Below are 26,040 nucleotides of genomic sequence, written 5' to 3' on the forward strand. Positions count from 1 at the left end.
TTATTTAAATGGGTTAATTGGCAAGTCGGGAAAAGCTGTCTAAGTATTTGTACTTATTGCAAAAGTGACACGCTCCCGGTGAGATTGTTGTTAATACCGCGAGTGCGGTAGGGAATGCGGTAGGGAATGCCGGAAGTGCAGCACTCCAATTTCCCAATTTTTTTGGTTCAGCCCTCGGTTCGATTTCCCAGAGTCCTATCCTAAAAAAACTGACTGAAAATTTCAAAATCGACTGGTTAGTTAGTGCGATCGATAAAGTTGATGTCGTGACTGCCGAGGCGCAAGTTCGAGAGTTGCAGCGCCAATATCCTCACGAGAAACCTCAAGAAATCGCACATCGCTTAATGGTGGAAAAAGCCTTGCTAGCTGCAGGAAGTGGCTTGGTTAGCAGTTTAGTGCCGGGCGCAGCTTTGGCATTGGCTGGCATGGATTTAGCGGCAATGACGGTGTTATCCGCGGAGTTGGTTTATCAAATAGCTGCCGCCTATGGAAAGGAGTTGCAATCGAGCGATCGCCAAAAAGAAGTTGTAGCTATTTTCGGTTTATCCTTGGGTAGCAATTTAGCGATCGAAGCTGGAGTTACGCTTGTCAGCAATATTCCCTTGGCGGGTGCGGTAATTAATGCTAGCGCCAGTGCGACAATGATTTACGCGCTGGGATACGGTGCTTGTCGGTTTTATGAAGCCGATATCGATTCCTCGAAAATCGAAACCAAGCTCGAAGATTTACAAGAGGTATTGCAAGCGGAAAGTGAGAAATATTTAGAGACAGCGATCGCACAAGAAACGGTGATGGATTGGATTTTGGTGTATGTCGTCTATACCACCCAAAAATTCACCCGATGGGATGAGTTATTACCTCAATTACAAGCGGCGAATTTAAATCCCAAATCTTTAGCTGAGATTGAAGCTGTGAAAAATAAGTCTAAATTGCCTCCCAAGTTGGATATTTTACTCGCACAACTCGAACTCGACTTTGCCGAACCACTTTTAAAGCGATGCACTGAGATGATCGAGGCTGACGGTGAAATTAATGAACAAGAGGGGAAAATTTTGCTGACAATTCAACGGGCTGTTTTGAGCAAAAGAAAGCAAGCTCAAAAGCAAGCGTAGCAAACTTCTATCTAGAATGGGGTATCGGAAGCCACTGAAGTCTAAGCTAGATCGCAAACTACTCGGTGCCTTCACGCCCGGAAATGTCAAATCCAATACTCAAACTGGCTCAAGCGAATGGGGTAAAACTCTGGGACGATAACAGTTAATTGATTTAGTGATTCGAGCTAAAAAATAAGGGATCTATGAACCAATAATCCCAGTCTATGAAAGAGTGGGGAGTGTCATTTGAAACAAAAAAAATTTGCAGTTTTGCAGTTGGAAAATCGCTGGATTCCGAGCAATACAGTGGAAATAGACACTCCTGAAAAAGCTCGATCGCTCCTGAAGTTAATGGATGCACTGGAAGATTTGGACGACGTGCAAAGCGTGACGGCAAATTTTGAAATGACAGATGAATTGATGTCTTTGAGTATGGTTTAACGATCTAAATCACCAGATTTTTGCCATCCGCAAGACAAATCCCGGTAACTCTGGATCTGCGCTGACTGTTTCAGGATTATCCAAGATTTCCGGTTCGCGATTGGGACGGTAAATATAGACTTTTCTGTTTTTGCGATCGAGCAAAAAGCCGAGGGATACACCGTTCTCAATATATTCTTGCATCTTGTTTTGCAATCCCTTGAGAGTGTCACTAGCAGACCGCAATTCAATCACAAAGTCAGGACAAATGGGTGCGAAGGAGGCTTTTTGTTCTTCACTTAAGGCATTCCAGCGCTCTAGTTTAATCCAGGAGGCATCGGGAGATCGGGTTGCTCCATTCGGCAAGGTAAAGCCTGCACTGGAGTCAAACGTTTCACCTGTGCCATCTTCTTCTGCCCAGTTCGCAAGTTGCTGAGCAATTTTAATGTTGCGGTTCCCTGTATCTGAAAAGGCTGGTGACATGATAATGACTTCCCCACTGGCAGTACGCTCAATTCTCAAATCGCGATTAACTATACAGAATTCATAGAACTGTTCAACAGTCATCGATTGGATCGCAGGGAAATTGACCGTCAGTGGGACGCTTTCGGTTTGAATTAGCAGCGTCGTCATGGTTTTTCCTCGGTTGGTGCAGGGGTGATAGAATACCTTGAGCTTACACTATTTTAGCTTGGCGATTGAAAGTCTTACTCGATCGGGGATTCGGAAGCTTGTATCCGTTTTTGGGCTGGATCGATAATCTTTTTGCCAGTCAGCAAATAAGTAACCATGTATCCCTTGCCCTTAACTTGAATGGCGCCGCGCTTCTGAAAAGTATATTTATCTTTTAATATCTCGTAAGTTTCGGCGGTGACTTGAATGCAGCCGGTAATCCCGTGGGATTCCATTCGCGAAGCAATATTTACTGTGTCGCCCCAGAGGTCGTAAATAAACTTTTTTAAGCCGATGACGCCGGCAACGACAGGGCCGCTGCTAATCCCGATCCGAATGCTGAAAGGTTCCGAATGTTCTAAACTCAGGAGTCGAATTTCGTGCAGCATATCGATCGCCATGTTCGCAACCGCCTCGGCGTGATCGTCTCGGGGCGTAGGCAAACCGCCGACAACCATGTAAGCGTCACCAATCGTCTTAATTTTCTCCAAACCGTGGCGATCTGCCAAGTGGTCAAAAGCCGAAAAAATATCGTTGAGCACTTCCACCACCGCCGTCGCTGAAATTCTCGACGAAAGCTCTGTAAACCCCACAATGTCGGCAAACATCACAGTTACTTCCGCAAAACTTTCGGCGATATTGTGTTCATTGTCCTTCAAGCGCAGGGCGATCGCTGCCGGCAAAACGTTCAGCAGCAGTTGCTCGGATTTAGCTTGTTCGAGTTCCAACTGTAAGTAAGCAGCCTGCAACTGTTCGGCTTGGCGAATTCTTTCTCGCGCTAGCTTTTCGATTTGGGCGGTGCGGCTCAAAGCTGTCAGCATATATGTCACCGGAATCAGAGTCCACAGCATCCCCATCGTCAGAGTTCCCCAAGAGCGCCAGTGCTTGCGAATCCGGCGAATTTCCGGGGTTGCTGACACGTACATAGACCACTGGCGGCCGCTAATTTTCAGCCGCCTTCTGCAAGCTGTATAGTTCGGGCCTGGATTGTCAAGAATCGGGCAGTTTTGCAGGAGAGAGGGTTTCGCAGTGGCTGATGCTGGAAGCACTTGTTGGCTGGCGGATTGGAACTGCATCGCAAATTGCTGAATTCGCCTCTCAGCAGGGAGATTTTTGAGAACCGGGTTCCCCGTTTGCGGTAACAGCGACCCTGCTTCTTGCTTGTCTGGAGCCTCGCTAACGAGATAAATATTGAGGTAGTCGGTATTGCGTCCTTTTAAAGAGGTTTGGAAAATATCTTTGCCTCGAAATACGCCCAGAACAAATCCTTGTAGCAGTTGGCGGCGGGATTCCAGCGTAGTCGGTTGACTGCTGTTTTCGTAAATCGGAACTATGGCCAAAAGACCCTGTTCCGGGGAATTGCCCTGAGTTAAGCCGATGTAGTTGGTGACAATCATTTCTCCTGTATCGCGCCCTCGATCGAGCGCGACGCGGATTTCTGGGTGGGAGGCGAGGTCAAAACCTAATACTGTCTCGTTTCCGGCTGGTGGTTCGACGTAGAAAGCCGGGAAGTATTCTGAACGCTGGAGAGCCTTGCGGAGTTCTCCTCGCGGGCCGCGCTCTGTAATCTCGAAGCTGGGCTCTGTTTCGTTTCTAGCTTTGGTTTCGTAGTTGCGGCGCTTGGAAGTGGGGACGCGGGGGGCCCAAGCCAGGAGTTGCAGGCTGGGGTGGACGGATAGGGGACGGGCGACAAACCGAGCAAAAGAGGAACGCTCGACGGCGCTGAAGGCTTTCATGTAGTCGCTGAGGGCGAGAACAGTATCTAAGTCGGAGTTGAGCTGGCGTTCGATGCCGATCGAAATATCGTCGATGCGGCGCTGCATTTCGTAGTCGCGGCGCTTGTCTTCCCAGTCCCAAACCAAGGCGAATGCCAGAAGCGACAGTCCCACACCCAAACCTAGCGTCAACGCGGCTGGAATGTAGCGAGACCAGGATAAAGGTAGTTTTTTCAGCATATTTGCCTAGCGAATAAGGGCAGCAGATTAGCACACCGCTGAGTGCGATTTGTTCCGGCTTCTGAGTGCGGTTAATTCAAAACCCTGATAACTCAAGCACCGACGGCAATTGGGAATTAAAAGTTATATCTTGAAACTTTTAAATTAATTTCCGATCGCTCAGCAGGGGATTTCAATCCAGAATTCCGCTCCCTGTCCGGGCGCTGAGATGCACCGCAGGCTTCCCTTATGTTTTTCTACCACAATCTGATGGCTGATGGATAATCCCAAGCCAGTTCCAGACCCTACGGGTTTGGTGGTGAAGAAGGGATCGAATAGCCGCTTCCGAACGTCTTCGGTCATTCCCGGACCGCTGTCGGCGATGCAAATTACAATGCGATCGCCATCACAGAGCTGGTTTTTACTGTGGCTTTTCAGATCGGCTTTTTTCATGAGGGTGCGAATCACGATCGTCCGAGGTTGCGGTTGGTTTTCTAGAGCGTCGATCGCATTGCTGATAATATTGAGAAATACCTGGTTTAACTGACCCGGACAACAGTAAATTTTGGATGTTTTTCCGTATTCTTTAATAATTTCAATCCGGCTTTTTATATTTGCATGATGCAATCTGTGCTGCAATATTAAAAGTGTACTGTCAATTCCTTCATGAACGTCTACCAACTTCATTTCTGATTCATCCAGTCGCGAAAAGTTCCGCAGCGACAACACAATTTTACTGATTCTTTCTACTCCTAATCTCATGGAATTTAGCATTTTTGGCAAGTCTTCCTTCAGAAAATCTAACTCTAAGTCCTTAATTTTTCTAGCAATCTGAGGCACTGGGGACGGGTAATGTTCCTGGTAGAGACTTAACAGTTCAACTAAATCGTGAAAATAGTTGTCAGTGTGAGAAATATTGCCGTTAATAAAAGTTGCGGGATTGTTGATTTCGTGGGCGATGCCAGCCACCATCTGACCGAGGCTCGACATTTTTTCGGATTGAACTAATTGGATTTGAGCGTTTTGTAGTTGTTCGTAGGCTTCTTGCAATTGGGCGGCTTGTTTTCTTAACTGAGATTCGGAAGCTTGGAGTGCGGCGGCGGAAATTTTGCGGTTTGTTATATTTTCTATCATCCCTAATTTGTAAATAGGTTTTCCTTCGCCGTCTCGAATTAAAGTAGCTGTCACATTTACCCAAACAATTTTACCTGTAGCTGTAATTTGGCGGAGTTCGATTTGATAGTGAGTAATTTCTCCCCGTTCGAGAGCATCAGCAACTTGGATATTTTTTGGAGAATCGTCGGGATGCCCAAGTTCTATAAAAGTTTTGTTGAGCAATTCTGCTATGGTATATCCCAGCATTTCGCAATAAGTTTTATTGACTCTCACTAACTTGTTATCATCTAAGTTAGCTAAGTATATAGCGATTGGTGCATCTTCAAAAATTGTGCGAAATAGTTCCTCGCTGGCACGGACTTTAGCTGCTAGGGAAAGCCGATCTGTGATGTCTTCAAACGTAGACAAAATGCCGACTACATTGCCGGAATTGTCGTGTAAAGGTATTTTATTTGTATCCAGACAGCACTGGGTGCCGTCGGCTTGCATTTTGGATTCTATGATGTGATATTCTGGGGTGTTGGTTGCCATGATGCGGCTGTCGCAGGCTCGAAAAACTTCTGTTTCTTCCTGCTTCCAGGGCATATCGAAGTCGGTGAGACCAGCGATTTCGCTGGGGTGATTGAAACCTGCGACTTTAGCAAAGTTTTTGTTACCTCCCAAGTAAACTAAATCTCGATCTTTCCAGGCGATTAACTGAGGGATATTATTGATTACCAACCACAGCATATTTTGGGATGTTTGCAAGGCTTCGGTACGTTCGAGGACGCGCTTTTCAAGTTCTTGGTTGGCTTCTTGCAGGGCGATTTTTGACTCGCTGAGGGCGATTTCTGCTAGCTTGCGATCGCTGATGTCGATTGTCACTCCTTCCCACAGTATGTCGCCCCCAGATTGCGCTTCGGGGCGGGCGATGCCGCGAATCCATTTCAGTTTTCCAGATGGCGTTACGATCCGCCATTCATATATCCAAGGTTTTAAAGTTTCGCCGGAAATTGCGATTGATTCCAAAAGGACTTTTAGGTCTTCTGGATGCACCGTTGACCAAATTAAATCCGAGTTTTCTTGAACTTTTTCTGGATCTAATTCGTAGAGTTCGCAACAGCCTGAACTGGCATAAATGAATTTATCGGAACCGTCGGGATGTAGCAAGTATTGATAAATCATTCCCGGCACGTTGGCGGCCATTTTTTGAAATCTGGCTTCGCTTTGCCGCAGTGCTGATTCTGCAAGTTTACGATCGCTAATGTCAATCAACAAACCATCCCAAATAATGTTATTATTTTCCCCCCGTTCGGGTCGCGAAGCCCCGCTAATCCACTTAATTCTATCGCCCGGAAAAACAAATCTGCCTTCCCACCGCCAAGGGTCTAAAGTTTTAGCTGAGATAGCAACTGATTCATGGAAGCTGGGCGCATCCTCTGGATGAATCATTTCTATAGCAGGAATAGCTGAATTTTGGAGTACCTCTGGTTCTAATTCCCAGAGTTCGCGGCAGCCGGAACTGACGTAGGGGAATGACACAGTACCGTCTGCTGCTAACTGAAATTGATAAATCATTCCCGGAACGTTGGCAACCAGTTTTTGAAACCTGGCTTCGCTTTGCCGTAGTGCTGTTTCTGCTTCTACGCGATCGGTAATATCGTAAAATGCCGATAAAATTGCGGCTTCGCCATTAAAATTAATCGCTCGCATCGACATTTTTACCCAAAACAAACTGCCATTTGCTTTCTTGAGGCAGATTTCTTTGCTGTCGCTAAAGCCGTTTTGTTTGACTAAACCTATCAATTGACGGCGGTCATTGATATTGGCATAAAGTGCCAGTTTTTTGCGTCCGATAAGTTGTTCGTAACTCAAACCTAAACTTTTACCTAGAGCAGGATTTGCATACAAAATAACGCTATCTTCTAGGCGCGTAATTAACATGGGAACGGGAGTCGTACTGGCGATCGCGCGCAATCTTTCTTCGCTTTCTTCCCTGGCTGTTTCGGCTGCTACTCTTTTGCTAATATCGTTCTGAACTCCGATAAAATGAGTTAATTTTCCCTCATCGTCTAAGATGGGGGAAACCATTAATTCGTTCCAAAAAGGAGTTTTGTCTTTGCGATAATTTTTGAGAACTACCTGAATTTCAGTTCCCGCTTGCAAGCTGTGGCGGAGTTTGTTTAATTCAGCCCGATCGGTATCGGGACCCTGCAAAAATCGGCAGTTGCGTCCAATAACTTCTTCGCGGCTGTAACCGGTCAGTTTCTCAAAAGCAGGATTGCAGTAGATAATAGGTGTGTCATGCTTGCGAGCATCAGCAATTAAGACGCTGTTGTTCGACGCTGCGATCGCCCGCTCTAGGAGAGACAGGTTGAAAGAGTCTGTTGTCATCTGTGGCAATATCCAAATTCCCAGGGAGGGGACAGAACAATAAAAATTTATAAATAGCTTGAGCCATTCTTATTCTATAATTTTATTTTCAATTTAGCTTTTTGAACAAAGTCAGCAGCCCAAAAAAGCCCATGGGGGCGAGGACTAATACTATTTTAGATTTTAGATTTTAGATTGGCAATGACTAATTCCATTATGGTTTGGCGCACGGGCATACAGTTGCCTTCTGGTTTGAAAGTAGTACAACCGAAGGCATTAGGGACTTATCCAGAAAACAGAATGTGAAAATACCGAAAGCCCAAAGAAAACAGAAGGTGAAAATACTGATATTTTTAACTGTTTTTCTTCTCCCCTTTCCATCCGGCTCATCAACCCTTTTAAATTGACAAGCTGATGGAAGAACCCTGAGCAGTTTTGCTTACTTCAATCCTGGCTTGAAAAGCTTCTTTCAGGTGGGGCATATGGGTAACGGTGAGGATGCAGGCGAAGTCGGAGGCGATCGCATTAATTGCAGCAATCAGCCGATCGCACCCTTCAGCATCCTGAGTTCCGAATCCCTCATCAATAATCAACATTTGCAAAGCCGTGCCCGCCCGCTGAGACAGCAGTCTCGCCAGCGCCAGCCGAATCGCAAAATTAATCCGAAAAGCTTCACCGCCAGAGTAAGTTTCGTAGGCGCGAGTACCGCGTGCATCAGCAATTAAAATGTCTAAGGTGTCAATCAATTTAGTGGCTTTTTTAGAAGCAGAAGCCCGCTGAGTAATAAATTGAACGTGCAATTGATTGGCGCTCAATCTCGACAATATCTGATTTGTTTCCGCTTCGAGTTGAGGCAAAACATTTTCAATCATTAAAGCTTGAATGCCGTTTTTACCAAATGCTTGACCCAACTCTTGATAAACTCGCTGCTGGCGTTTTGCAACTTGCATTTGCTCTTTTTGAGCTACTAGCTGAACTTGCAGGTTTTCCAAATTTTGCTGCTGCTGCTGGAGGCGTCCGAGACTTCCCAAATGTTGGTCAAGCTGCTGGCGGCGGCGACTGATTTGCTGTTCGATCGCACTTATGCGGGCTGTGGGATCGGGATGTTCTTGCAATTGCTGGTTCATCGCGGAAGTTTGAGCGCTGACAGCTTGCAAATCTCGATCGCGCACTGCGATGGAATTTGCTATTTCATTAACCCGCTGCTGCACTTGCGGGTACTGCACAGTTGCCGATCGCAATTTTTCGGCACGGGCGATCCAAAACTGCGATCGGCGCATTTCGCTGCGGACGTGTTCGTGCTGTTCCAAATTATAGCCAACTTCCGCAATGTATCTATCTAAAGACAGAATTTGCTGCTGTATTTCCGAGCTATTTTTTTGCTGTTCTAACTGTTGCTGTACCGTGGCTAATTGAGTTTGCAAATCCGGGCGGCGAGCATTAATTTTATTCAGTTTCTGCTGAGCATCTTTGATTTGAGCTTGCTTAATTTCCGCCCACCGCAAGCGCTTTTCTTCGCTGCGGGCGAGGGAGTGGCTGCGATCGCTGTAATTGAGCTGTTGCAGTTGCTGTTCGATTTGCTGGAGTTCGCCCAAATCATCGGCTGCATACTCGCCGGTGCGTAGCAACCGCTCTATTTCTGCAGCGTCTTGACGCATAGTTTGCAGTCGGTTTTCATCTTGGCTCAGGCTATCTAATTGTGCTTGCAAATGGCTGCGGCGTTCGCGCAATTCTTGGTAGGGCGCTAATTCCTCTTCTAGTTCGCGGTATTCATGTCTGAGGACTTGAATTTCGCGCTCGGAGACAGCCAACTGTTCGCGCACAACCCACAGTTGATTCCAGATTTCCTGCTGTTGGGTGTGGTGTTTTGTGACTACCAAATTCCAGTAGTGTTCGTCTAAAGGTCGATCGCACAAAGGACAATTGCCAAAATTTGCATCCCGCACCATTAAAGGCGAATTCGATGGCTCGTTTTCCGCAAAATTCGAGGCTTTACCTTCGCCTGCGGTTTTTTCTCCTTCATGTTTCCGCAGCAGTTGCAGTTTTTGGTCGATCTCGGCGAGTCTGGTTTGATAGTCGCGGCTTTTGGCTTGCAGGTTTCCGAGAAAGTCGTGCCTTTCTTGACCTTTTTCGCGGACTCGCTGCTGATAAACTCGCTTGTTTTCCAACTGCAAAATTTGATTGGCGATGGCCGAGATTTCCTGCTGTAATTGCGGCTGTCGCTGCTGCTGCTGAACTTGCACCTGTCGGTTGATTTCCTCTAAGCGGGCGGTTAAACCGGCGCGGGCGCGATCGAGCTTTTGTTGCTTTTGCTGCTGCTGTTGTAGCAGCGGCGAAACTTGCAGTTGCAGTTGCTCTAGTTCGTTGAGGCGCGATCGAACTGCTTGCAACTGGGCGAGTCCTTTGTCAACCTCCGGCTGCTGTTTCAGAATTTCCAGAACATCTTTTTCATCTTGTTCTAAAACCTCTAATTGAGCTTGCAACTGCTGAATTTTGCTTTGCAAAAAGCTCAGTTCTTGCCGTTGCTGTTCTTGCAATTGCTGACGCTGATTTTGGGCTTGTTGATTAACCTTGAATTTGCCAGCCAGAGTTTCTTCTGTGGCTTGCAAGCTTTGGAAATACGCGATGCCTGCTGTTATTTCATTTTCTTGCCCTAGGAGGGCTTGCAGCTCATTTTGCTGCTGTTTGGCTGCGCTGAGTTCTTGCTGCAAGCGGCGGCATTCTTGAGTGATATTGTAGTGCTGTTGCTGGTGGCCGGCGAGGAGTTTTTGCCAAGTTTGGCGGTTGTGGTGCTGGAGTTGCAGTTGCTGTAACTCGTTTGTGTCGGCTTGCTGCTGCTGCTGAAGTAAATCGGTTGCTTGCTGCAATTGAGTTTGTTCGGAAGCAAGAGCCTCTTTTTGTTGCAGTTGCTCTTGTACGGTTAGCAAACTCTGTTTGAGCACTTCGACTTGAGCTTTAAATTGTTTGGACGTATCTTTGGCTTGGTCGGATAAAGTATCGTAGGAGTCGAGCTTGAGCAGGTTGGCTAAAACTTGTTTGCGTTCGATCGGCTTTTTGAGCATAAATTCATCAGCTCGCCCCTGCCGCAAATACGCCGAGTTGATGAAGGTATCGTAATCTAGTTTGATGTGTTCGAGGATTTTTTGCTGAGTTGTTCTCAGACCTTTGTCTGTGAGCGTGCGAAAATTCACCCCCCCCGACCCCCCCTTACTAAGGGGGGGAGAAGAATTTACTTCTTCGGGTTCCTCTTTACCAAAGGAAGAATTCACTTCTTGTGGCCCCCCCTTACCAAGGGGGGGGAAGGGGGGGTTTGTTGCTACTTGAAATTCCAAACTTCCCGATTGTCCGCGCCGGCGGTTGCGAATCACCCGGTAGATTTGGCCGCCGGTGGAGAAAGTGAAATCAACGCGCACATCTGTTTCGCCGATATGGATGATATCGTCTTCCGTATCGCTGCGACAACAGCCCCAAAGTGCCCAGGATATGGCTTCTAAGAGGGAGGATTTGCCAGCACCGTTAGGCCCGCAAATGCAAGCGGTGTGCAGGCCGCGAAAGTCTAAAGCAGCATCTCGATAGCTGAGAAAATTTTTGAGTGTAAGTTGTATAGGAATCATTTAGGCCGCCGCGCCGTACAATCTATTTATAAATAACACTATTTGTACGCTGTTGCCTAGTTATTCAATCTAGATCCAGAACAATTGTCAGTGCTTCTGCAATTTCTTCCATAATTGTCTCGGACAAGGTTCCGAGTTGTCGGACAAATCTTTGTTGGGAGACGGAACGGACTTGAAAAGTATCGGCGGCGGAGAGTTTCGCCAAGCCATTTTCGCCGCTGGGTTCTAGTCGAACCATCCAATTTCTCTCGGTGTATCGCTCTTTCCAGTCAGTGATAGGAACAATAACTTCAAGCAGCAAAATTCCCACCGTTTCATCGCTGACAATTACTACCGGACGAGTTTTGCCGATTTCGGCGCCCACAGTAGGTTCAAGCGCAACCAGCCAAATTTCACCTCTACGCATTAGTTTTTATCCCTGCGTTAAGGTATTCTTCCTCGGATTCAAAATAGGGTTCGCTCTCAGCCGACCACAAATCATGTAAAGTACCTCCCGGCATATAATCTTGGACTGCTGCTTCTGCTGCGGCTCTGAGTCTCCGCTTTCTCTCGGCTTTGCGCTGGGCTTTTTCTTCTATTTCTTCGCGCATCATCCGCGAAGCTGTTTCGATGATTTCTAGGCGTTCTTCTGCTGTCAGATTTTTGAGTGCTGCTAAGATTTCTGTTTTGGTCACGGTTTTTTCGGGTGGTTTGTGAGAAAGTACGATCGCACCATCATTATATCTTTCACAAAAATCAATATCGGCGCTCTGTGCTTATGAGGCACCATACATTACCGGTCTCTGCTTGTGGCGCACCCTAAATTGATCGAATTGGCAGATTTTCCATCATCAAAAAGGGTTGACTGTATTCCTACAGTCAACCCCGCACATATTTATTTGTCCTGCGTTTGCTCAAACAGCAACCCTACCTGACAACATTAGGGAACGTATAGCCGACACCGACTAACAATCCCACTTCAGCTCCGTCGAGAAAACCAACATTCAGTCCCGCTGTAGCTGTAAAATTTCTCGACAGCGGCACATCTACACCTCCCGAAATCAGGAAGCCAAAATGACCGTCATCGCCAGTAGAAAGTGCGACGCCAGCACCTGCATAAGGAGCAGCAGTAATCACAAAATCATCGCTGACTTCGACGGCCTCTTGAGATACAAAATCGTAGGTAACGGGAACTAGAACAGTTAAGTTGTCGCGGAACAAAACAGTCGGTCTCACCGAGAAATTGTTGGTCAAACCGATTTTGCTAATAATCGCAAATGAACCGTCGCCTAATGCTGTATCTCCGCCAAAACCTAGATTGCCGCCAATGCCGATGTAGCTGGGCCCGGAACGAGTTGCTCTGCCTGGTCGGATTTGAGTTCCTTGAGCCACTTTTTCAGTTGGTTCCGACACAGTTGCCGGTTTTTCAGCAACTTTCGGTTGGTTTGTCAAAGCTGAGGCGGAAGTGCTGACAGGATTGCTCAACAATTCTTGTGCTGTTTGGACTTCTTTTTCTTCCTTCGTTGCAGTTACTTCAAGATTATTTCTCTCGGCAACAATTGAGGTAGGTCGATCGCTCTTTTTGGCTGTCTCGACTGTTGACTCCACTTTGACACCATTATCAGCAATTTTAACGGTTTCTTCCGGCTTTTCAGTCTCAGCAGCAATGGAGGTATTTGGCGCAGTTTCTGTCTCAGCAATTTCCGATGTTGCTGCTTCCGATTTTTCTGGTGCAGCAATAGATACTTGCAAGTTGGCTGACGGTTCGGAGGCTGCTGGCTCCGCTGCTTCTGTTAGTTCGCTCCAACTGATAGAATCAATTTTTTTATTACTAGCCGTTGTTTCTGCGTCGGGTTTAACTGCTGAAGTTGCCGTCGGCTCAGAAGTTTGGTCAATATTTTGAGCTGCGATTGTTGCAGTTGTAGCGACATCGGGCAAGTTGCCAGTTTCAGCTTTCGCTGACATGGTACTGCAACAAACAGCTAAAGCTGCAAGATTTATTAACGCAAAAGTAGACTTGGAAAATAGACTATTCATAGAAACTCCTCAATGAAGGGTGTGTTAAAAGTGTAAGTGTTTGAGGGCGACCGTCGAGAGCTTTGCTAAAAAAAGACACAAATATGAGTTGTGTTGTTCCTAGATTGCCATTTTACCGTTGAATAGTCAACTCTCAAGCTGATTAGATTCAAGAACGGACGGTGGGTTTAGAGGCTAATTTTAATTTACAGATCGATCGGCTAAAAATCAATCCTAGGGATGATTTCACCCTTAATCCTGTTTAATTGAGGGTTCGATCGCGCGTCTCGCTTGCATTCTACAATTCTGTACTTGGGGGCGCTGCACTCGCAGCGACGCCGGAAAAATCCGGTTTTTGAGGGCGCACCGCCTCGAAACCAAGAGACAACAAGCTTTCAAAACAGTTTTGGCAGCCCCGCCGTCCACAGCAAGTGCAGTTAATACAACGCGATCGGCTGCTGCACAGTCCCTGACAATTAATGTAGAATAATACCACCGATCCGAGAAATATTTGTGGGTCGATCGTGTCAAAATTACTGAATATTATGAAAATTGTGTAAAATTTAGTGTTCTATTTGTAAAGTTTAGCCTTCGCTTTCGCTCAGGGTCTGACCATCTAACAACAGCACGCAACTAAACAAGTAAAAAAATACAAATTATCTCATCTCAACCTGACTTTATGAGCAAAGTTCTAGTGATATTAGGCGAATTGAGCGATCGCGACATCGATTGGATGCTCGCCAACGGCACCCGCACCCAAGTCCTCCCCGGCACAACCCTGATCGCCGAAGGTAAGCCCTTAGACGCCCTGTACATAGTTCTGGAGGGAACTTTGAGCGTTGCTGTATCATCTTTGGGCGACAAAGAAATTGGAAAAATTATTTCCGGGGAAGTGTTAGGCGAAATGTCTTTTGTAGACGGGAGGCTTCCTTCTGCTAGCGTCACGGCAATTGAAGAGTGCCTCATCCTGTCAATTCCGCGGTGGCTGCTAACTGAAAAACTAGAGCAAGACGTGCTTTTTTCCCTGCGGTTTTATCGGGCGATTACCAAATTTCTTTCGTCGAGACTGCGGGGTACAGTCAAACGCTTCGGCGATGATAGTGATGGTTTAATATATCAAGAACCCGACGACGAGGGCGCTATCCCGGAAAATGTCGAAAATCCAGATTTGGCTGAATCGAGATTTCAATGGCTGTTGGAGCGTTTGAAGGGAAGTTGAAGGAAGAGGGAAGTTCGGCAACGAGCACTGTACAAGATGTAACGGATGTAACGGATGTCAGGAAGAAGGAAGAGGGAAGAGGGAAGAAGGAAGAAGAGAAAATAACACCTATTTCCAATTTTCAATTACCAATTCCCAATTCCCAATTAGAAAACATATTTTTCAGCGACGCGCCAATAGCGAGAAAAACGCTTCAAATCAATGTAACCATCGTAGCGGACAAAGGGTTCGGGTGGCAAAACTTCTACAGGGTGCGATCGCTGAATTTCCCGGCAAATATCCTGAAAGCGAGGACTGGGACTTTCCGCAGTTACCACTTGATTGGCGCCGGATTCGATCGCAAAAGCGATAACTTCCGCCGCCACATCGCCCCGCCGAATAACTACCGGCAACTCCAGCAAACATTCGTAAATAAACACCATTCGTTTAAGACTCAACTGCCATTCATCAATGAGCGCATCATCCCAAACCCAGATTGCCGGTGCCTCTGGGTGCGCTTGAAAAGCCGGACCTTCAGGACTCAAACAGTCGCCGTGCAGCCAAATAATCGGATTGTTCATAAATTAGTAATTGGGAATGGGGCATTGGGCATTGGGCATTGGGCATTGGGCATTGGGGACTTGTACGCTGGCGTAGCCGAAGTATTGGGAATTGGGCATTGCTAGTTGGTAACTAATCACTACAGGAATTACGCAAAAACTGAGAGATTATACTACGCGTAGTGGTAAGGTACGCACTGCGTACCCTACAAGTAGAGTCGGTGCGTAAGTCCTAAACTAATAACTAATAACTAATAACCAATGCCCAATGCCCCATTCCCCATTCCCCATGCCCAATAACTTTTTAATTTCTGCGACCTTTTTTAGGGCGTTCCCAACTTTTAGAACCGCCGCTACGATCGACCTTTTCTCCATGAGGAAACAACTGCCCTTCCAAATATTCGTAAGTTCCCTCAAAATCGCATTGCCCATAAAAAGGACAATCGCGACAATAAACCGCCTTAGTGTAACGCTCCAAATTTTCCCGATTAAAAAAATAAGGTTTGTGGCTAAAAGTGCTTGCTACCCACTGCCAAGAAAGATTATTGCTCGCCGGATCTCCATCTAGCAAATGTTGCAAAAACCAGCGAGCTCCGGCTTGCCAGCCCACGCGGCGCCAGTGTACGAGATAAGCGGCAGTCCACATCCGCTGGTGATTGTGCAAATAACCAGTTTCTCGCAACTCGCGGCTGAAACTGTCGATGCAAACCAAACCAGTCGTGCCCTCGACGACATCCTCCGGCAGAGTTTCGCTGTAATCTTTAGCAGTGTAACCAGTTTTGTAGGGTTCGCGGTCTTGCCAAATCCCGTTGCCCAATTCGGCGTACAGTCGCTGCCAATAATCCCGCCAACCCAACTCGTTGACAAGTTTTACGGCCTCTTCTTGATGCCGCACCTTCTCCAGCACGGCATCCCGGACTTCGGCAAGACTCAAAACCCCGTAGCGCAAATAGGGCGACAAGCGCGTTACCGCACCGTTGAGGAAATTGCGGGTTGAGCCGTATTTGCTGGGGTCAATTTGTTGCAGGGCTGTCTCGGCTGCTTTCCGCCCGCCTGGGGTTGGGGGTACGCTGCTGTCCCGGCCGGCGGCTTCGGGGAACTGTTCGCGCACGTAGGCAATTAATTCGTCGCGGCTGGCAAATTCCCGCTTCATGTCCTGACTCATTGTTTTTTCAAGCACCTGCTATTGTTTCTTAATGTTAAAGCTATGCGATCGGGTTAGAAGCTGCCCGATCGCCATAAATTGCCCTGACAGCCTGGTAACTTACAGTGGGCCCCAGCAGCAATCGATCGTCGGATCGCAGCCAAAATTAGCATCAAAGTCAGTACACTCAGGGATAGATATAATACCAAAATCTCATGGAAACTTTTCCGGCGGACGCTCAAGCGATCGCCAGCTTAGCTAATCGACAGCAGCCAGGTACAAAACAACTGGAAAACAGCGAAATTCAAGAGTTCGATCGAGCCATGATGCGCCGCTGCATAGAATTGGCTCGCCGCGCTCTGGGCAAAACCGCACCCAACCCCCTTGTCGGTTCTGTAATTGTCCGAGATGGCAAGATTGTCGGCGAAGGGTTTCATCCCGGTGCCGGTCAACCTCACGCCGAAGTTTTTGCGCTCCGGGAAGCGGGGGAACTCGCCGAAGGAGCGACCGTCTACGTAAACCTGGAGCCATGCAACCACTACGGGCGGACTCCTCCCTGTTCCGAAGCTTTAGTTAAGGCCAAGGTGGCAAAAGTAGTGGCTGGCATGGTCGATCCGAATCCTTTGGTCGCTGGAACTGGGCTGACCCGGTTGCGAGAGGCTGGGATTGAAGTGGTGGCGGGAGTGGAAGGCGAAGCTTGCCAAAAACTCAACGAGGCTTTCGTTCACCGAATTTTATACCGCCGGCCTTTGGGAATTTTGAAATATGCAATGACTTTGGACGGTAAAATTGCTACCAGTAGCGGCCACAGCGCTTGGGTGACAGGCGAGGAGGCTCGGAGCGAGGTACACCGGGTGCGCGTCGGCTGCGATGCTGTGATTGTTGGGGGAAATACGGTGCGTCTGGACAATCCCCTACTGACGAGTCACCAGCCTGATAGGAATAATCCCCTGCGGGTGGTGATGAGCCGCACTCTGGATTTGCCAAAGTCGGCTTGGTTGTGGGAAACCTCTGTGGCGGCTACTTTGGTGCTGACTGAGCCTGGGGTTAACCCGGAATTTCAGGAATTTTTGATCGCAAAAGGGGTGGAAGTTGTGGAACTCTCGCCGCTGACACCGACTAATGTTATGGCTTATTTGTACGATCGATCTTTTCTTTCTGTACTCTGGGAGTGTGGCGGCACTTTGGCGGCGAGGGCAATTGCTGAGGGTGCAGTTCAAAAAATTATGGCTTTTATTGCTCCTAAAATTGTCGGCGGTCAAGGGTCTCCAACTCCTGTGGGAGATTTGGGGTTTTCCGCAATGACTGATGCTTTGACTTTAGAGCGGGTTTCTTGGCGCTCGGTGGGTCCAGATTGTCTGGTGGAAGGCTATTTGAAAATTAAAGATTGAAAGTTAAAAGCGAGTCTTTTTAGTTTTTGATTTTTAACTTTTAACTCCTTTTATGGTTGAAATTCTGATTTGGAGTTTGATGGTTGGCAGCCTCGGCTTGGAGGCGGCGCTCGCGGGTGTATTGGTGAGCCGCGAGCAATTGGCTGTGTGGCAAAAATACAACGAGGAGGAGGAAGTTTTGACTCGGTACGAATCTCAAGAAGATAATTTTAATGCGCCTGAAAATGCGCCCTCTAATGGCAATCCTCCACCCACTCCTAATGCTGTTGATTTGACGGTTTGGGAGTACAAGATTGTGCGGGCTAGCAACGATTTGTTTCGCAATCCTGCGATTTTTCACAAACTGTGCCAAGAAGAGGCGGAAGTTGGCTGGACTTTGCTCGAAAAGCTCGACGACAGGCGAGTGCGGTTCAAACGTCCGATCGCGCTGCGGGACGCCCCTAGGCCTAATTTACCCACCTTTGACCCTTACCGCACTCATTACGGCCCGATCTCGAATGCGATGAGTTGGGCTGCGGCGATCGTGTTTCTGAGTGCGATCGTGCTTCCCGCTGTTTTGGGCTATGCTTTGGTGTCTACTACTCTAACCAGAAGTCGCTCTAATTGGCCTCCGGCACCTGTTCAATCTTTGCCCTCTCCCAGGGGGTAAGAAACTAATAAGTGAAAGAGCAGCCCAATGGAAGAGGGAAGATGGAAGAATGAAGAGAGAATTGTTTTTTTATCTCAAGTCCGGTCAACAAAGTATAATTAAGTTTGTAGTGAGGAATTCAGTCCTCTCTTCTCTTAAAAAGCTGACGACAAACTATTATATTAGAAGCAATTAACCGGACAACATCTAACTGACCAACCAGCAGAATTATTGAATTATATGTTTTTCTTTAATTCTGCCTTCTGTCTTCCACCTTCCAATTTGGGCTGCCTTCAACTGTAGACCATCCTGTCATACAAGCGGCGTGGGAGAAGGAGCGGCTAGCAATCTCAAGTCATAATTTGTATCGCCTTGAAATTGAGAAACGCGGACAAAATAAGTCCCCGCAGGTAAAGGCCCATTGCTGACAATTGTTTCTGAAGACGTGCCTAAATTGTTAGACGAAGCAATAATATCGTCTAATCCAACTGCGCCGTTGCCGTTGAGATCTTGAATTAATTCAACATCAACATCTGCACTCAAACCGTCAATAGTTACACTGAAAAGGCTGGGAGTATTGAGGATGAAACTGTAAATGTCGGCTGGTTCTGCAGTTCCCACAAAATCGCTCGCTGTTTGAATTTCTGTCAGAATGCCCAGGCTTTTTGCTGCGTTCAAATTGTCTGCGGGATCGGGGAGATTGCTCAACAGTCCTTCTTGTTGACCGAATTGAATGTAATGGTCGATCGCACTTTTAACTGCGCCGCTTTGGACTGCTGCTGCTACCAGCGGATATTTTTCTAGATAAAAGCTGGGGTCAAAGAAAACGCTGGCTTTGCGGTTTTCAAATTGACCGGCTTTGAAGTAGTGTTCAAAAGGGGTAAATTGATTTGTTTGGACTGCTGTCTGCACGTCTGGGTTGCTTGCTAAATAGAAACCAACATCGAAGAAAGGGTTGGGGTTGCGTCGTTCAAATTGACCGAATCTAATAAAGTGATCGGCTGCTGAAAAGCCATTGAGTTTGGCTGATACCGCTACATCTGTATTGGTGTCTAAATAATAGCTGGCGTCGAACAGGGCATTCGGGTCGCGATTTTCAAATTTGCCAATTTTTCGGTAGTGATCGAAGGGACTCGATACCGTGCCTCTGGCAACTGCTACGGCGACATCTGGGTTGTTTTCGAGATAAAATTTGCTGTCGAACAGTGTTCTGAGGGTTAGCATTATTAAAAAAATCTCTCTGGACTTTAGTCTGGAAATTGCACGATCGAGAATCCAGTTTACATCAAAGTTTTGTTTTGTGAGGATGTCTTAATTATGGCTAAATCTGGACTGATGGCAATGCTGCGCCGCGCTGCAAATATTGCTCAGAAATCAAGGGAAACGGGCATTCCGGCTGATGAACTGCTGGGGATGCTGACGGCTGGTATTCCCAATTCTCCCATATCTCGGCGCAGCTTGCTGCACGGGGGCTTAGCTGCTGCGGGGGCTGTCGCTGCTGCGACTTTTACCAGGGAGGAAGGGGGAGCTTTTGCTCAACAGGGCGGACGATCGCCCATTTTGGTTGTCGGTGCGGGAATTGCGGGTTTGACGGCGGCTTATCGCTTGCGCCAAGCGGGCGTGCGCGCCGATATAATCGAGGCAACTAACCGCGTGGGGGGGCGGATTCGCACTATTCCCAAGGCGGCTGGAACGCTGATTCCGGTGGACGTGGGAGGAGCATTTATTGACACCGGTCATACTAATTTAATCTCGCTGGCGACGGAATTGGGTTTGCGGGCGATCGACTTAGCCCAAGTGCAGAGTGGACTGGTGAAGGATACTTTTTTCTTTCAAGGGCGCCGCTTTTCTCTTGAGCAAATAATCGCGGAATTTGCGCCGCTAGCTAGTAAAATTAGTGCTGATTTGCAGGCGGTTGGCGATGAAATTAGCTATCAAGATTTTACAGAAGCAGCGGAAAGATTGGACAATCTTTCGATCGCTGAATATCTAGACCAAGCTGAGACTAGCACGATTGTCCGGCAGTTACTCCGCATTGCTTATACTGGAGAATACGGTCGAGATCCCGAGGAACAGTCGGCGTTAAATCTGCTGTTTTTAATCGGTTCTGAAGCTGGCAGTTTTGAATTGTACGGCAACAGCGATGAGCGTTATGAGATTGACGGTGGCAACAGTCAAATTATCAACAGTTTAGCAAGTCAATTGTCGGGTTCGATCGAGGCGGGGACGGTTTTGGAAGCGATTACTCTTTTGCCGGATGGCCGCTATCGGGTAAATTTGCGATCGGGACAAAGCGCGTTCGAGCGCACTTACGAGCGAGTTTTGTTAACTTTGCCGTTCAGCACTCTGCGAGACGTTAAAATTAACGTACCTTTGCCCCAACCGAAGCGTAGGGCGATCGAGCAATTGGGTTACGGTACTAATTCTAAGTTAGTTACCGGCTACCGCAGCCGAATTTGGCGGGAACTTTATCGATCGACTGCTTCTGTTTATAGCGATTTAGGATTCCAGAATACCTGGGAAGCTACGCCTTTTGTTCCTACTCCTAACGGTTTAGTTACTAATTTTACAGGAGGAAAGCAGGGTTTGTCGATCGGTGCCGGAACTCCAGAAGACCAAGCACAAAAATTTTTGAACCAATTTGAAAGAGTTTTTCCCGGAGTGAGTAATTTGCGATCGGGCAAAGCTGTGCGAGCTTATTGGCCGGGAGAACGCTTTTCTAAAGGTTCTTACGCCTGCTATTTAGTCGGACAGTGGACGCAAATGTACGGGGTTGAAGGCGAACGAGTTGGCAATTTATATTTTGCCGGGGAACACACTTCGCTGGAAAATCAAGGTTACATGGAAGGCGGTTGCGAAACTGGACAAAGGGCGGCTGTTGAAATTTTGCAAGACTTGGGTTTGATACCTTCTGTTGATGCTTTGAATGTTAGAACTGCGAGCAGTTTGAACAATCGCCGTCCCAGCCGGAAAGTTCCCGGAGCGCGGAATCTTGGCAATAGAAAGCCGAGTATTAGATAATCTCGTAAGGTGCGCATTGCGCACCCTACAGATATGGCGTACAACTTATCAAATAATCTCGTCCGGGTTAATTCCCCGATCGCGCAAATATTCAGCCAGTCGTTCGGCCCGTTCACGTTCGCGATCGGCCCGTTCACGTTCTGCTGCTAACTGTTCTACACCCCATAAAAGCAGATTTCCTGCTTCATCCCACCAGCGCAACCAATAGCCTGAACGCTGTTCTTTCTCCCCCCGCCACGTTCCTAAATACAAACCAATATCTGCCATCCAGTGGCGACCTTCCGCGTCGGGAAATTCTAATTCGTACTTGCCATTTTGCAAGCGATATACTTCCAGCAAGCCAGTTTCTGGGTCAAAAATGACGTAAGTTGCTACTTGCAGAATTTGTTCGTAAAAAAACCACTTTCCTGGAGGAAAAGTACGTTTGACAGAATATTCGCCGCCGTCTGTTTCCGACAAGAATTCCATAACAATGGTCGGGATTTCTCCTTCCAAGTTTGGGGTATAACTTTTGCGGTCTCTTCTCGATTCTGCCGGCAGTACCGACGGTACATAAACCCAATCTGGTGCTTTGATTACTAACTCGCCGTTGACAGTAGCGCAAATGCCAAAGTTGCTGGCTATCAGCATTAATGGCCCGATCGATCCTCTCAGTTCTAAGATTTCTCGCAGTGCTCCAGCAATTAGCGGTTGACCTGTATCCTCTACTGGTTTTTCTTCTAATTGGAAGTCGTCTGGCAACTTCTCCCACGTTACGATCAGTTCTAACGTTTTTTATCCTGGGTTATCTTGAGTAACGACCATGACTTTACTTTACTTTCTCAAGTTTTATGTCTTATCATAGCACAATGCAGCGTGAGCGCGACGCGCCATACCTATAGATATGCTAGCCTAAATTTTAGCTGCATTATCTTGTAGAATTTATTTCATAAAAAGCAGAAAAAACATGATTTATTTACCTTTAACAGGAGCTTTATCGATTTGGCTAATGTCCTCGATATCAACTCGCCCTTTGATTGCATACTCTACAAATACACTTGCCCAAAACTCCGAAATTGACGAGCCGTTTTGCTACATGAAAACCCCCGACGGCAAAACAGTAGACTTGGGCAAGTTATGCGAGAAACAGCCATCTTTAGGAACTTCCAAAACTTGCATTCCCGGTCCCAACATCGCTGCGAAAGTGTCAATTAAGGCGACTAATTATGACGGCAACTTTTTCAGCGGTCAAGTCCTTAATCAAGGCTGCAAAATAATCAAGAATGTCAAAGTCAATTATGAAGTTTTGGACGAGTCAGGCAATTTAATTGACAACGGATTTATCTACGCTGAACCAGTTACTCTTGCGCCCGGACAGTCAGCCGCCTTTCGGGGCGAAGTTGTCGCGGGGGCTAAAGTACAGGCTACTCATCCCGACGGTCAAGAATGATTGTGGAGATTTGTCCGATCGCTGTTATCATATTCTGGCTCAGATATCTCTATGAGTTACGCAGAGATCCCCCTAAATCCCCCTTAAGAAGGGGGACTTTGAGTGTTCTTGTCCCCCCCTTTTTAAGGGGGGCTAGGGGGGATCGAAGTTTGAATATTCTTGCAGATATCTCTAAAAACAGAATTTGCGAGGGCAAAATATCTTGAAAACTCGATCGACATACTGGCAAATCTTACCCTACCTCCGTCCCCAAAAACAAACCATCGGTAAAGCATTAGCTTGTACCGTAGTATTTACCGTATTTTGGCCGATTATAGCGTGGCTGGTTGGCGAAACAGCCAAATTTATAGGTAAAGGAGATTTACAAGGGTTCGCTCAAATTGCTGCACTCAGCGCCATTATATTTCTACTTCGCGGTACAGCCCAGTACGGTCAAGATACGCTGATGGCGAAAGCAGCTTTGACTATTGCTTTAGAAATCCGCAAAAAAGTCTACTCCCACCTGCAAAAACTCAATCTCGGGTACTTTGAAACTGCCAAAACCGGAGACTTATCCTACCGCCTCACCGAAGATATTGACCGCATTGGCGAAGTCGTAAATAAATTTTTTCATCAGTTTATTCCTTGCATTTTGCAGCTAATTGCCGTCCTGGGATATATGATTTATCTCAACTGGCAATTAACCTTGGGTGCATTAATTATTGCACCGCTGATGGCTATCTTAATTGGTTGGTTTGGCGAGAGACTGCTGAGTTACTCGCGCCAAAGTCAAAATCGCATCTCGGATTTATCCGCTTTGCTGACAGAAGTATTCAGCGGCATTCGTTTAATCAAAGCATTTGTGGCTGAAGACTACGAAATTGCCCGCTTTGCAGAAGAAGCAGAACAAAACCGCCGCGCTAAGTATTTGTCAGAAAGAGTAAAAGCACTTCAGTTCGTTGTAGTTGGCTTTTTGGAAGCGATGAGCGTGATTTTGCTCTTTTTCCTGGGAGGTTGGCAAATTTCTCAAGGAAATCTCACAGGTACTCAATTTATAAGTTATATCGCAGGGGTGGCACTTTTAATTGACCCCATCGCTATTACAACTGCTAATTACGGAGATTTTAAGCAGGGAGAAGCTTCTAGCGATCGCATTTTTGAATTATTAGCAATTCAACCCGCTGTTGTCGAAAAATCGGGTGCCATTGAACTTCCCCATGTTACCGGAAAAGTCGAATACCGCAATATTAATTTTGCCTATAACTCAGAGACACCCATTCTGCAAAACATGAGTTTGTTGGTGCTTCCCGGAGAAATGATCGCCCTTGTCGGCGCATCCGGTGCGGGAAAAACTACTTTAGTAAACTTGTTACCGAGATTTTACGATCCGCAAGCGGGACAGATTTTAATTGACGGTATTGATATTCAAGATGTCACTTTAAATACTCTGCGGAGGCAAATCGGAATTGTACCGCAAGAAACGATTTTATTTTCGGGTACAATTGCTCAAAATATCGCTTTCGGTCAATCTTATTATGAACTAAAAGATGTTGAAAAAGCGGCACAAATTGCTAACGCCCATCAATTTATCAGTGAGTTTCCCGACGGCTATCAAACTTGGGTGGGAGAAAGGGGTGTAAACTTATCTGGGGGACAGAAACAAAGAATTGCGATCGCCCGTGCAGTTTTGCTCGATCCGAGAATATTGATTTTGGATGAAGCGACATCGGCGCTGGATTCGGAATCCGAAGGTTTAGTGCAAGAAGCGCTGGAAAGATTGATGCGCGATCGCACTGTGTTTATTATCGCTCACCGCTTGGCTACTGTGCGGAGAGCCGATCGCATTTTAGTTTTGGAAAAAGGAAGAATTGTAGAATCTGGGACGCACGAGGAGTTGCTGGAAAAGGGCGATCGCTATGCTGGCTACTACGCTCAACAGTTTAGTCAGTAGGTACGTTAGAAACCGGGTTTTTGGCCGTTTCTGCTGGCCTCAACGAAGTATTGTTGAAAAAAGCCGGTTTCTGACTACCCGTGCGTAAGTCCTATTAAGAATGATACAATAAATTATCCAACTGGATATTTACTGATTCCAGTTAAAAAGAACAGGCAGTGCCAACATGATTCAAACCACAGCCAAACTACTAACATTTGAAGAATTCCTAGAGTGGTATCCCGATGGCAAAGGACGTTTCGAGCTACGAAATGGAGTGATAGTTGAGAAGAATCCAAACGGAGACCATGAGGAAGTTACAAGTTTTCTCATCCGCAAAATTAACGTAGAAATCGATCGCCTAAATCTTCCGTATATAACACCATCAACCTATTTCGTCAGACCTCCAGCAGCGACTACAGGGTTTCAGCCAGACATCATAATACAGCATATTCCACGCAAATAGAGTACACCTTAATCCCAAACACTTACCAAAATGGTTGACAAACCCTTGCAACCGTACTCCATAAACCTGGAAATTGCTGTATTAGACAAGCCAGCCTTGATTTCGGAGCCACTTTGGAAAAAATCATCGATTATTACGCAAGGTGATTCTGTTAAACTTGCGGTGGAGGTAGTTAGCACCAACTGGCAAGATGATTACCTGGTTAAAGTGGCTGATTATGAAAGATTGGGTATCCCGGAATATTGGGTTGTGGATTATGCTGCTTTGGGCGGCAAACGTTTCATTGGTAATCCGAAACAACCGACTATCTCAGTTTACCAGTTGGTTGATGGGGAGTATCAGGTTAGCCTGTTCCGAGAGGGCGATCGAATTTTATCCTCTGCTTTTCCCGAACTAAATCTAACTGTTGAACAGGTTTTTGGATCTATTCAAAGGGAAGAAGGGATATAACAATGTACTCACGAATCAACCCAATTCTCTAAGGTTAATCCTGGGATACGCGACAATTCTCTCACATTATTCGTCACCAGTGTCAGCCCCAAACTGATTGCTTGGAATGCTATCAGCAAATCCATTGGGCCAACGACAATACCTTGACGTTCTAATCCTGCTCTAATTTGTCCATAAGTTTTGGTGCTTCTTTCATCAAAAGGAACTACTGGTAAAGTTATTAAAAACTGAATTAGTGCAGCCCGATTTTGCTCTTGACGCTGACTTTTGTAAACTCCATACTCAAGTTCGGCAATAGTAACAGATGAAATGCCAATATCAAAAAATTCAATTGTTTGGAATTTATCGAAGACTATTTGTGGTTTGCGCTTGATGATGTATATGCAGATATTAGTATCTAGTAAAAATCTCATTCAAAAGCCTCTCTCGTCTCCAAAGGAAGCTGCTCCCTGACTAGCATAAAGTCGTCAGAAAACATATTTAAACTATCAAAAAAAGTTTTCCAAGGATTTTCTTTGGAGATTAGGACAAGAACATCTCCTATTTTTTTGACATACACTTCATTTCCTGCCAAATGAAATTCTTTAGGTAATATGACTGTCTGATAGTCATCAGCGATCGATAATTTAGCCGTATTCATTGTTTTG

The 26,040-nt window shown here is 46.5% G+C and carries 21 protein-coding genes and 2 pseudogenes; 9 read left to right on the top strand and 14 right to left on the bottom strand.

Going from position 1 to position 26,040, the window contains the following annotated elements; all coding sequences use genetic code 11:
• The first annotated feature begins 266 nt into the window (after window positions 1-266).
• Both QUA33_RS15180 and QUA33_RS15185 read left to right on the top strand, forming a co-directional pair.
• Window positions 267-1,112 (top strand): hypothetical protein, encoded by an 846-nt coding sequence (locus QUA33_RS15180; protein WP_333149281.1) that lies wholly within the window; start codon window positions 267-269, stop codon window positions 1,110-1,112.
• Between the two features lie 228 nt (window positions 1,113-1,340).
• Window positions 1,341-1,535: pseudogene (locus QUA33_RS15185) on the top strand (YebC/PmpR family DNA-binding transcriptional regulator); the annotation flags it as partial.
• A gap of 9 nt (window positions 1,536-1,544) precedes the next feature.
• Here QUA33_RS15185 and QUA33_RS15190 read toward each other — a convergent pair.
• The 8 genes from QUA33_RS15190 to QUA33_RS15225 all read right to left on the bottom strand — a co-directional run bounded on the left by QUA33_RS15190 (window position 1,545) and on the right by QUA33_RS15225 (window position 13,728).
• On the bottom strand, window positions 1,545-2,147 hold the full coding sequence (locus tag QUA33_RS15190) for a Uma2 family endonuclease (RefSeq protein WP_333094256.1): 603 nt from the start codon (window positions 2,145-2,147) through the stop codon (window positions 1,545-1,547).
• A gap of 74 nt (window positions 2,148-2,221) precedes the next feature.
• Entirely contained in the window at window positions 2,222-4,141 is a 1,920-nt protein-coding gene (locus QUA33_RS15195) for an adenylate/guanylate cyclase domain-containing protein (protein WP_333149282.1), read from the bottom strand.
• A gap of 159 nt (window positions 4,142-4,300) precedes the next feature.
• Complete coding sequence (locus QUA33_RS15200; RefSeq protein WP_333149283.1) at window positions 4,301-7,609, bottom strand: PAS domain S-box protein; 3,309 nt, start codon at window positions 7,607-7,609, stop codon at window positions 4,301-4,303.
• A 377-nt stretch (window positions 7,610-7,986) separates the two neighbouring features.
• Entirely contained in the window at window positions 7,987-11,202 is a 3,216-nt protein-coding gene (locus tag QUA33_RS15205; protein ID WP_333149284.1) for an SMC family ATPase, read from the bottom strand.
• A gap of 64 nt (window positions 11,203-11,266) precedes the next feature.
• Complete coding sequence (locus QUA33_RS15210; protein ID WP_190657517.1) at window positions 11,267-11,608, bottom strand: type II toxin-antitoxin system PemK/MazF family toxin; 342 nt, start codon at window positions 11,606-11,608, stop codon at window positions 11,267-11,269.
• Entirely contained in the window at window positions 11,601-11,876 is a 276-nt protein-coding gene (locus tag QUA33_RS15215; RefSeq protein ID WP_333149285.1) for a hypothetical protein, read from the bottom strand. The genes QUA33_RS15210 and QUA33_RS15215 overlap by 8 nt, the downstream gene beginning before the upstream one ends.
• A gap of 232 nt (window positions 11,877-12,108) precedes the next feature.
• Entirely contained in the window at window positions 12,109-13,218 is a 1,110-nt protein-coding gene (locus QUA33_RS15220; protein ID WP_333149286.1) for a hypothetical protein, read from the bottom strand.
• Window positions 13,219-13,449: 231 nt separating this feature from the next.
• Complete coding sequence (locus tag QUA33_RS15225) at window positions 13,450-13,728, bottom strand: hypothetical protein (RefSeq protein ID WP_333149287.1); 279 nt, start codon at window positions 13,726-13,728, stop codon at window positions 13,450-13,452.
• A gap of 148 nt (window positions 13,729-13,876) precedes the next feature.
• Here QUA33_RS15225 and QUA33_RS15230 point away from each other — a divergent pair, with 148 nt between their 5' ends.
• The gene (locus QUA33_RS15230) at window positions 13,877-14,416 is read left to right on the top strand and encodes a cyclic nucleotide-binding domain-containing protein (RefSeq protein ID WP_333149288.1); all 540 of its coding nucleotides are present in this window, start codon (window positions 13,877-13,879) and stop codon (window positions 14,414-14,416) included.
• Window positions 14,417-14,562: 146 nt separating this feature from the next.
• Here QUA33_RS15230 and QUA33_RS15235 read toward each other — a convergent pair whose 3' ends face one another.
• Both QUA33_RS15235 and QUA33_RS15240 read right to left on the bottom strand, forming a co-directional pair.
• Window positions 14,563-14,976 carry a hypothetical protein gene (locus QUA33_RS15235; RefSeq protein WP_333149289.1) on the bottom strand — a complete coding sequence of 138 codons (414 nt, stop codon included), beginning with the start codon at window positions 14,974-14,976 and terminating at the stop codon, window positions 14,563-14,565.
• Between the two features lie 283 nt (window positions 14,977-15,259).
• Window positions 15,260-16,120 (bottom strand): FAD-binding domain-containing protein, encoded by an 861-nt coding sequence (locus QUA33_RS15240; protein ID WP_333149290.1) that lies wholly within the window; start codon window positions 16,118-16,120, stop codon window positions 15,260-15,262.
• 194 nt (window positions 16,121-16,314) lie between these two features.
• On the opposite strand from QUA33_RS15240, the gene ribD reads away from it, so the two are divergent.
• Both ribD and QUA33_RS15250 read left to right on the top strand, forming a co-directional pair.
• On the top strand, window positions 16,315-17,490 hold the full coding sequence (gene ribD, locus QUA33_RS15245; RefSeq protein WP_333077743.1) for a bifunctional diaminohydroxyphosphoribosylaminopyrimidine deaminase/5-amino-6-(5-phosphoribosylamino)uracil reductase RibD: 1,176 nt from the start codon (window positions 16,315-16,317) through the stop codon (window positions 17,488-17,490).
• A 52-nt stretch (window positions 17,491-17,542) separates the two neighbouring features.
• Entirely contained in the window at window positions 17,543-18,139 is a 597-nt protein-coding gene (locus tag QUA33_RS15250; protein WP_333069378.1) for a hypothetical protein, read from the top strand.
• 291 nt (window positions 18,140-18,430) lie between these two features.
• Here QUA33_RS15250 and QUA33_RS15255 read toward each other — a convergent pair whose 3' ends face one another.
• Window positions 18,431-19,342 (bottom strand): PPC domain-containing protein, encoded by a 912-nt coding sequence (locus QUA33_RS15255; RefSeq protein WP_333149291.1) that lies wholly within the window; start codon window positions 19,340-19,342, stop codon window positions 18,431-18,433.
• 93 nt (window positions 19,343-19,435) lie between these two features.
• Here QUA33_RS15255 and QUA33_RS15260 point away from each other — a divergent pair, with 93 nt between their 5' ends.
• Window positions 19,436-21,139: an NAD(P)/FAD-dependent oxidoreductase gene (locus QUA33_RS15260; protein ID WP_333149292.1), complete on the top strand. Its 1,704-nt coding sequence runs from the start codon at window positions 19,436-19,438 to the stop codon at window positions 21,137-21,139.
• A gap of 48 nt (window positions 21,140-21,187) precedes the next feature.
• Here the strand turns inward: QUA33_RS15260 and QUA33_RS15265 are convergent, their stop codons facing one another.
• Window positions 21,188-21,880: a Uma2 family endonuclease gene (locus QUA33_RS15265; protein ID WP_445243248.1), complete on the bottom strand. Its 693-nt coding sequence runs from the start codon at window positions 21,878-21,880 to the stop codon at window positions 21,188-21,190.
• Between the two features lie 205 nt (window positions 21,881-22,085).
• Here QUA33_RS15265 and QUA33_RS15270 point away from each other — a divergent pair, with 205 nt between their 5' ends.
• The 3 genes and pseudogenes from QUA33_RS15270 (at window position 22,086) to QUA33_RS15280 (ending at window position 25,393) form a co-directional block, all read left to right on the top strand.
• Window positions 22,086-22,568, top strand: a complete 483-nt coding sequence (locus tag QUA33_RS15270; RefSeq protein WP_333149293.1) for an FxLYD domain-containing protein — start codon at window positions 22,086-22,088, stop codon at window positions 22,566-22,568.
• Window positions 22,569-22,770: 202 nt separating this feature from the next.
• Window positions 22,771-24,498 carry an ABC transporter ATP-binding protein gene (locus QUA33_RS15275; RefSeq protein WP_333149294.1) on the top strand — a complete coding sequence of 576 codons (1,728 nt, stop codon included), beginning with the start codon at window positions 22,771-22,773 and terminating at the stop codon, window positions 24,496-24,498.
• A 166-nt stretch (window positions 24,499-24,664) separates the two neighbouring features.
• Window positions 24,665-25,393: pseudogene (locus tag QUA33_RS15280) on the top strand (Uma2 family endonuclease).
• Between the two features lie 8 nt (window positions 25,394-25,401).
• Here QUA33_RS15280 and vapC read toward each other — a convergent pair.
• Window positions 25,402-25,806, bottom strand: a complete 405-nt coding sequence (gene vapC / locus QUA33_RS15285; protein ID WP_333149295.1) for a type II toxin-antitoxin system tRNA(fMet)-specific endonuclease VapC — start codon at window positions 25,804-25,806, stop codon at window positions 25,402-25,404.
• Window positions 25,803-26,033: an antitoxin gene (locus QUA33_RS15290; RefSeq protein WP_333149296.1), complete on the bottom strand. Its 231-nt coding sequence runs from the start codon at window positions 26,031-26,033 to the stop codon at window positions 25,803-25,805. The genes vapC and QUA33_RS15290 overlap by 4 nt, the downstream gene beginning before the upstream one ends.
• Between the last annotated feature and the right edge of the window lie 7 nt (window positions 26,034-26,040).

This window comes from Microcoleus sp. Pol14D4, assembly GCF_036701245.1.
Taxonomy (GTDB): domain Bacteria; phylum Cyanobacteriota; class Cyanobacteriia; order Cyanobacteriales; family Microcoleaceae; genus Microcoleus.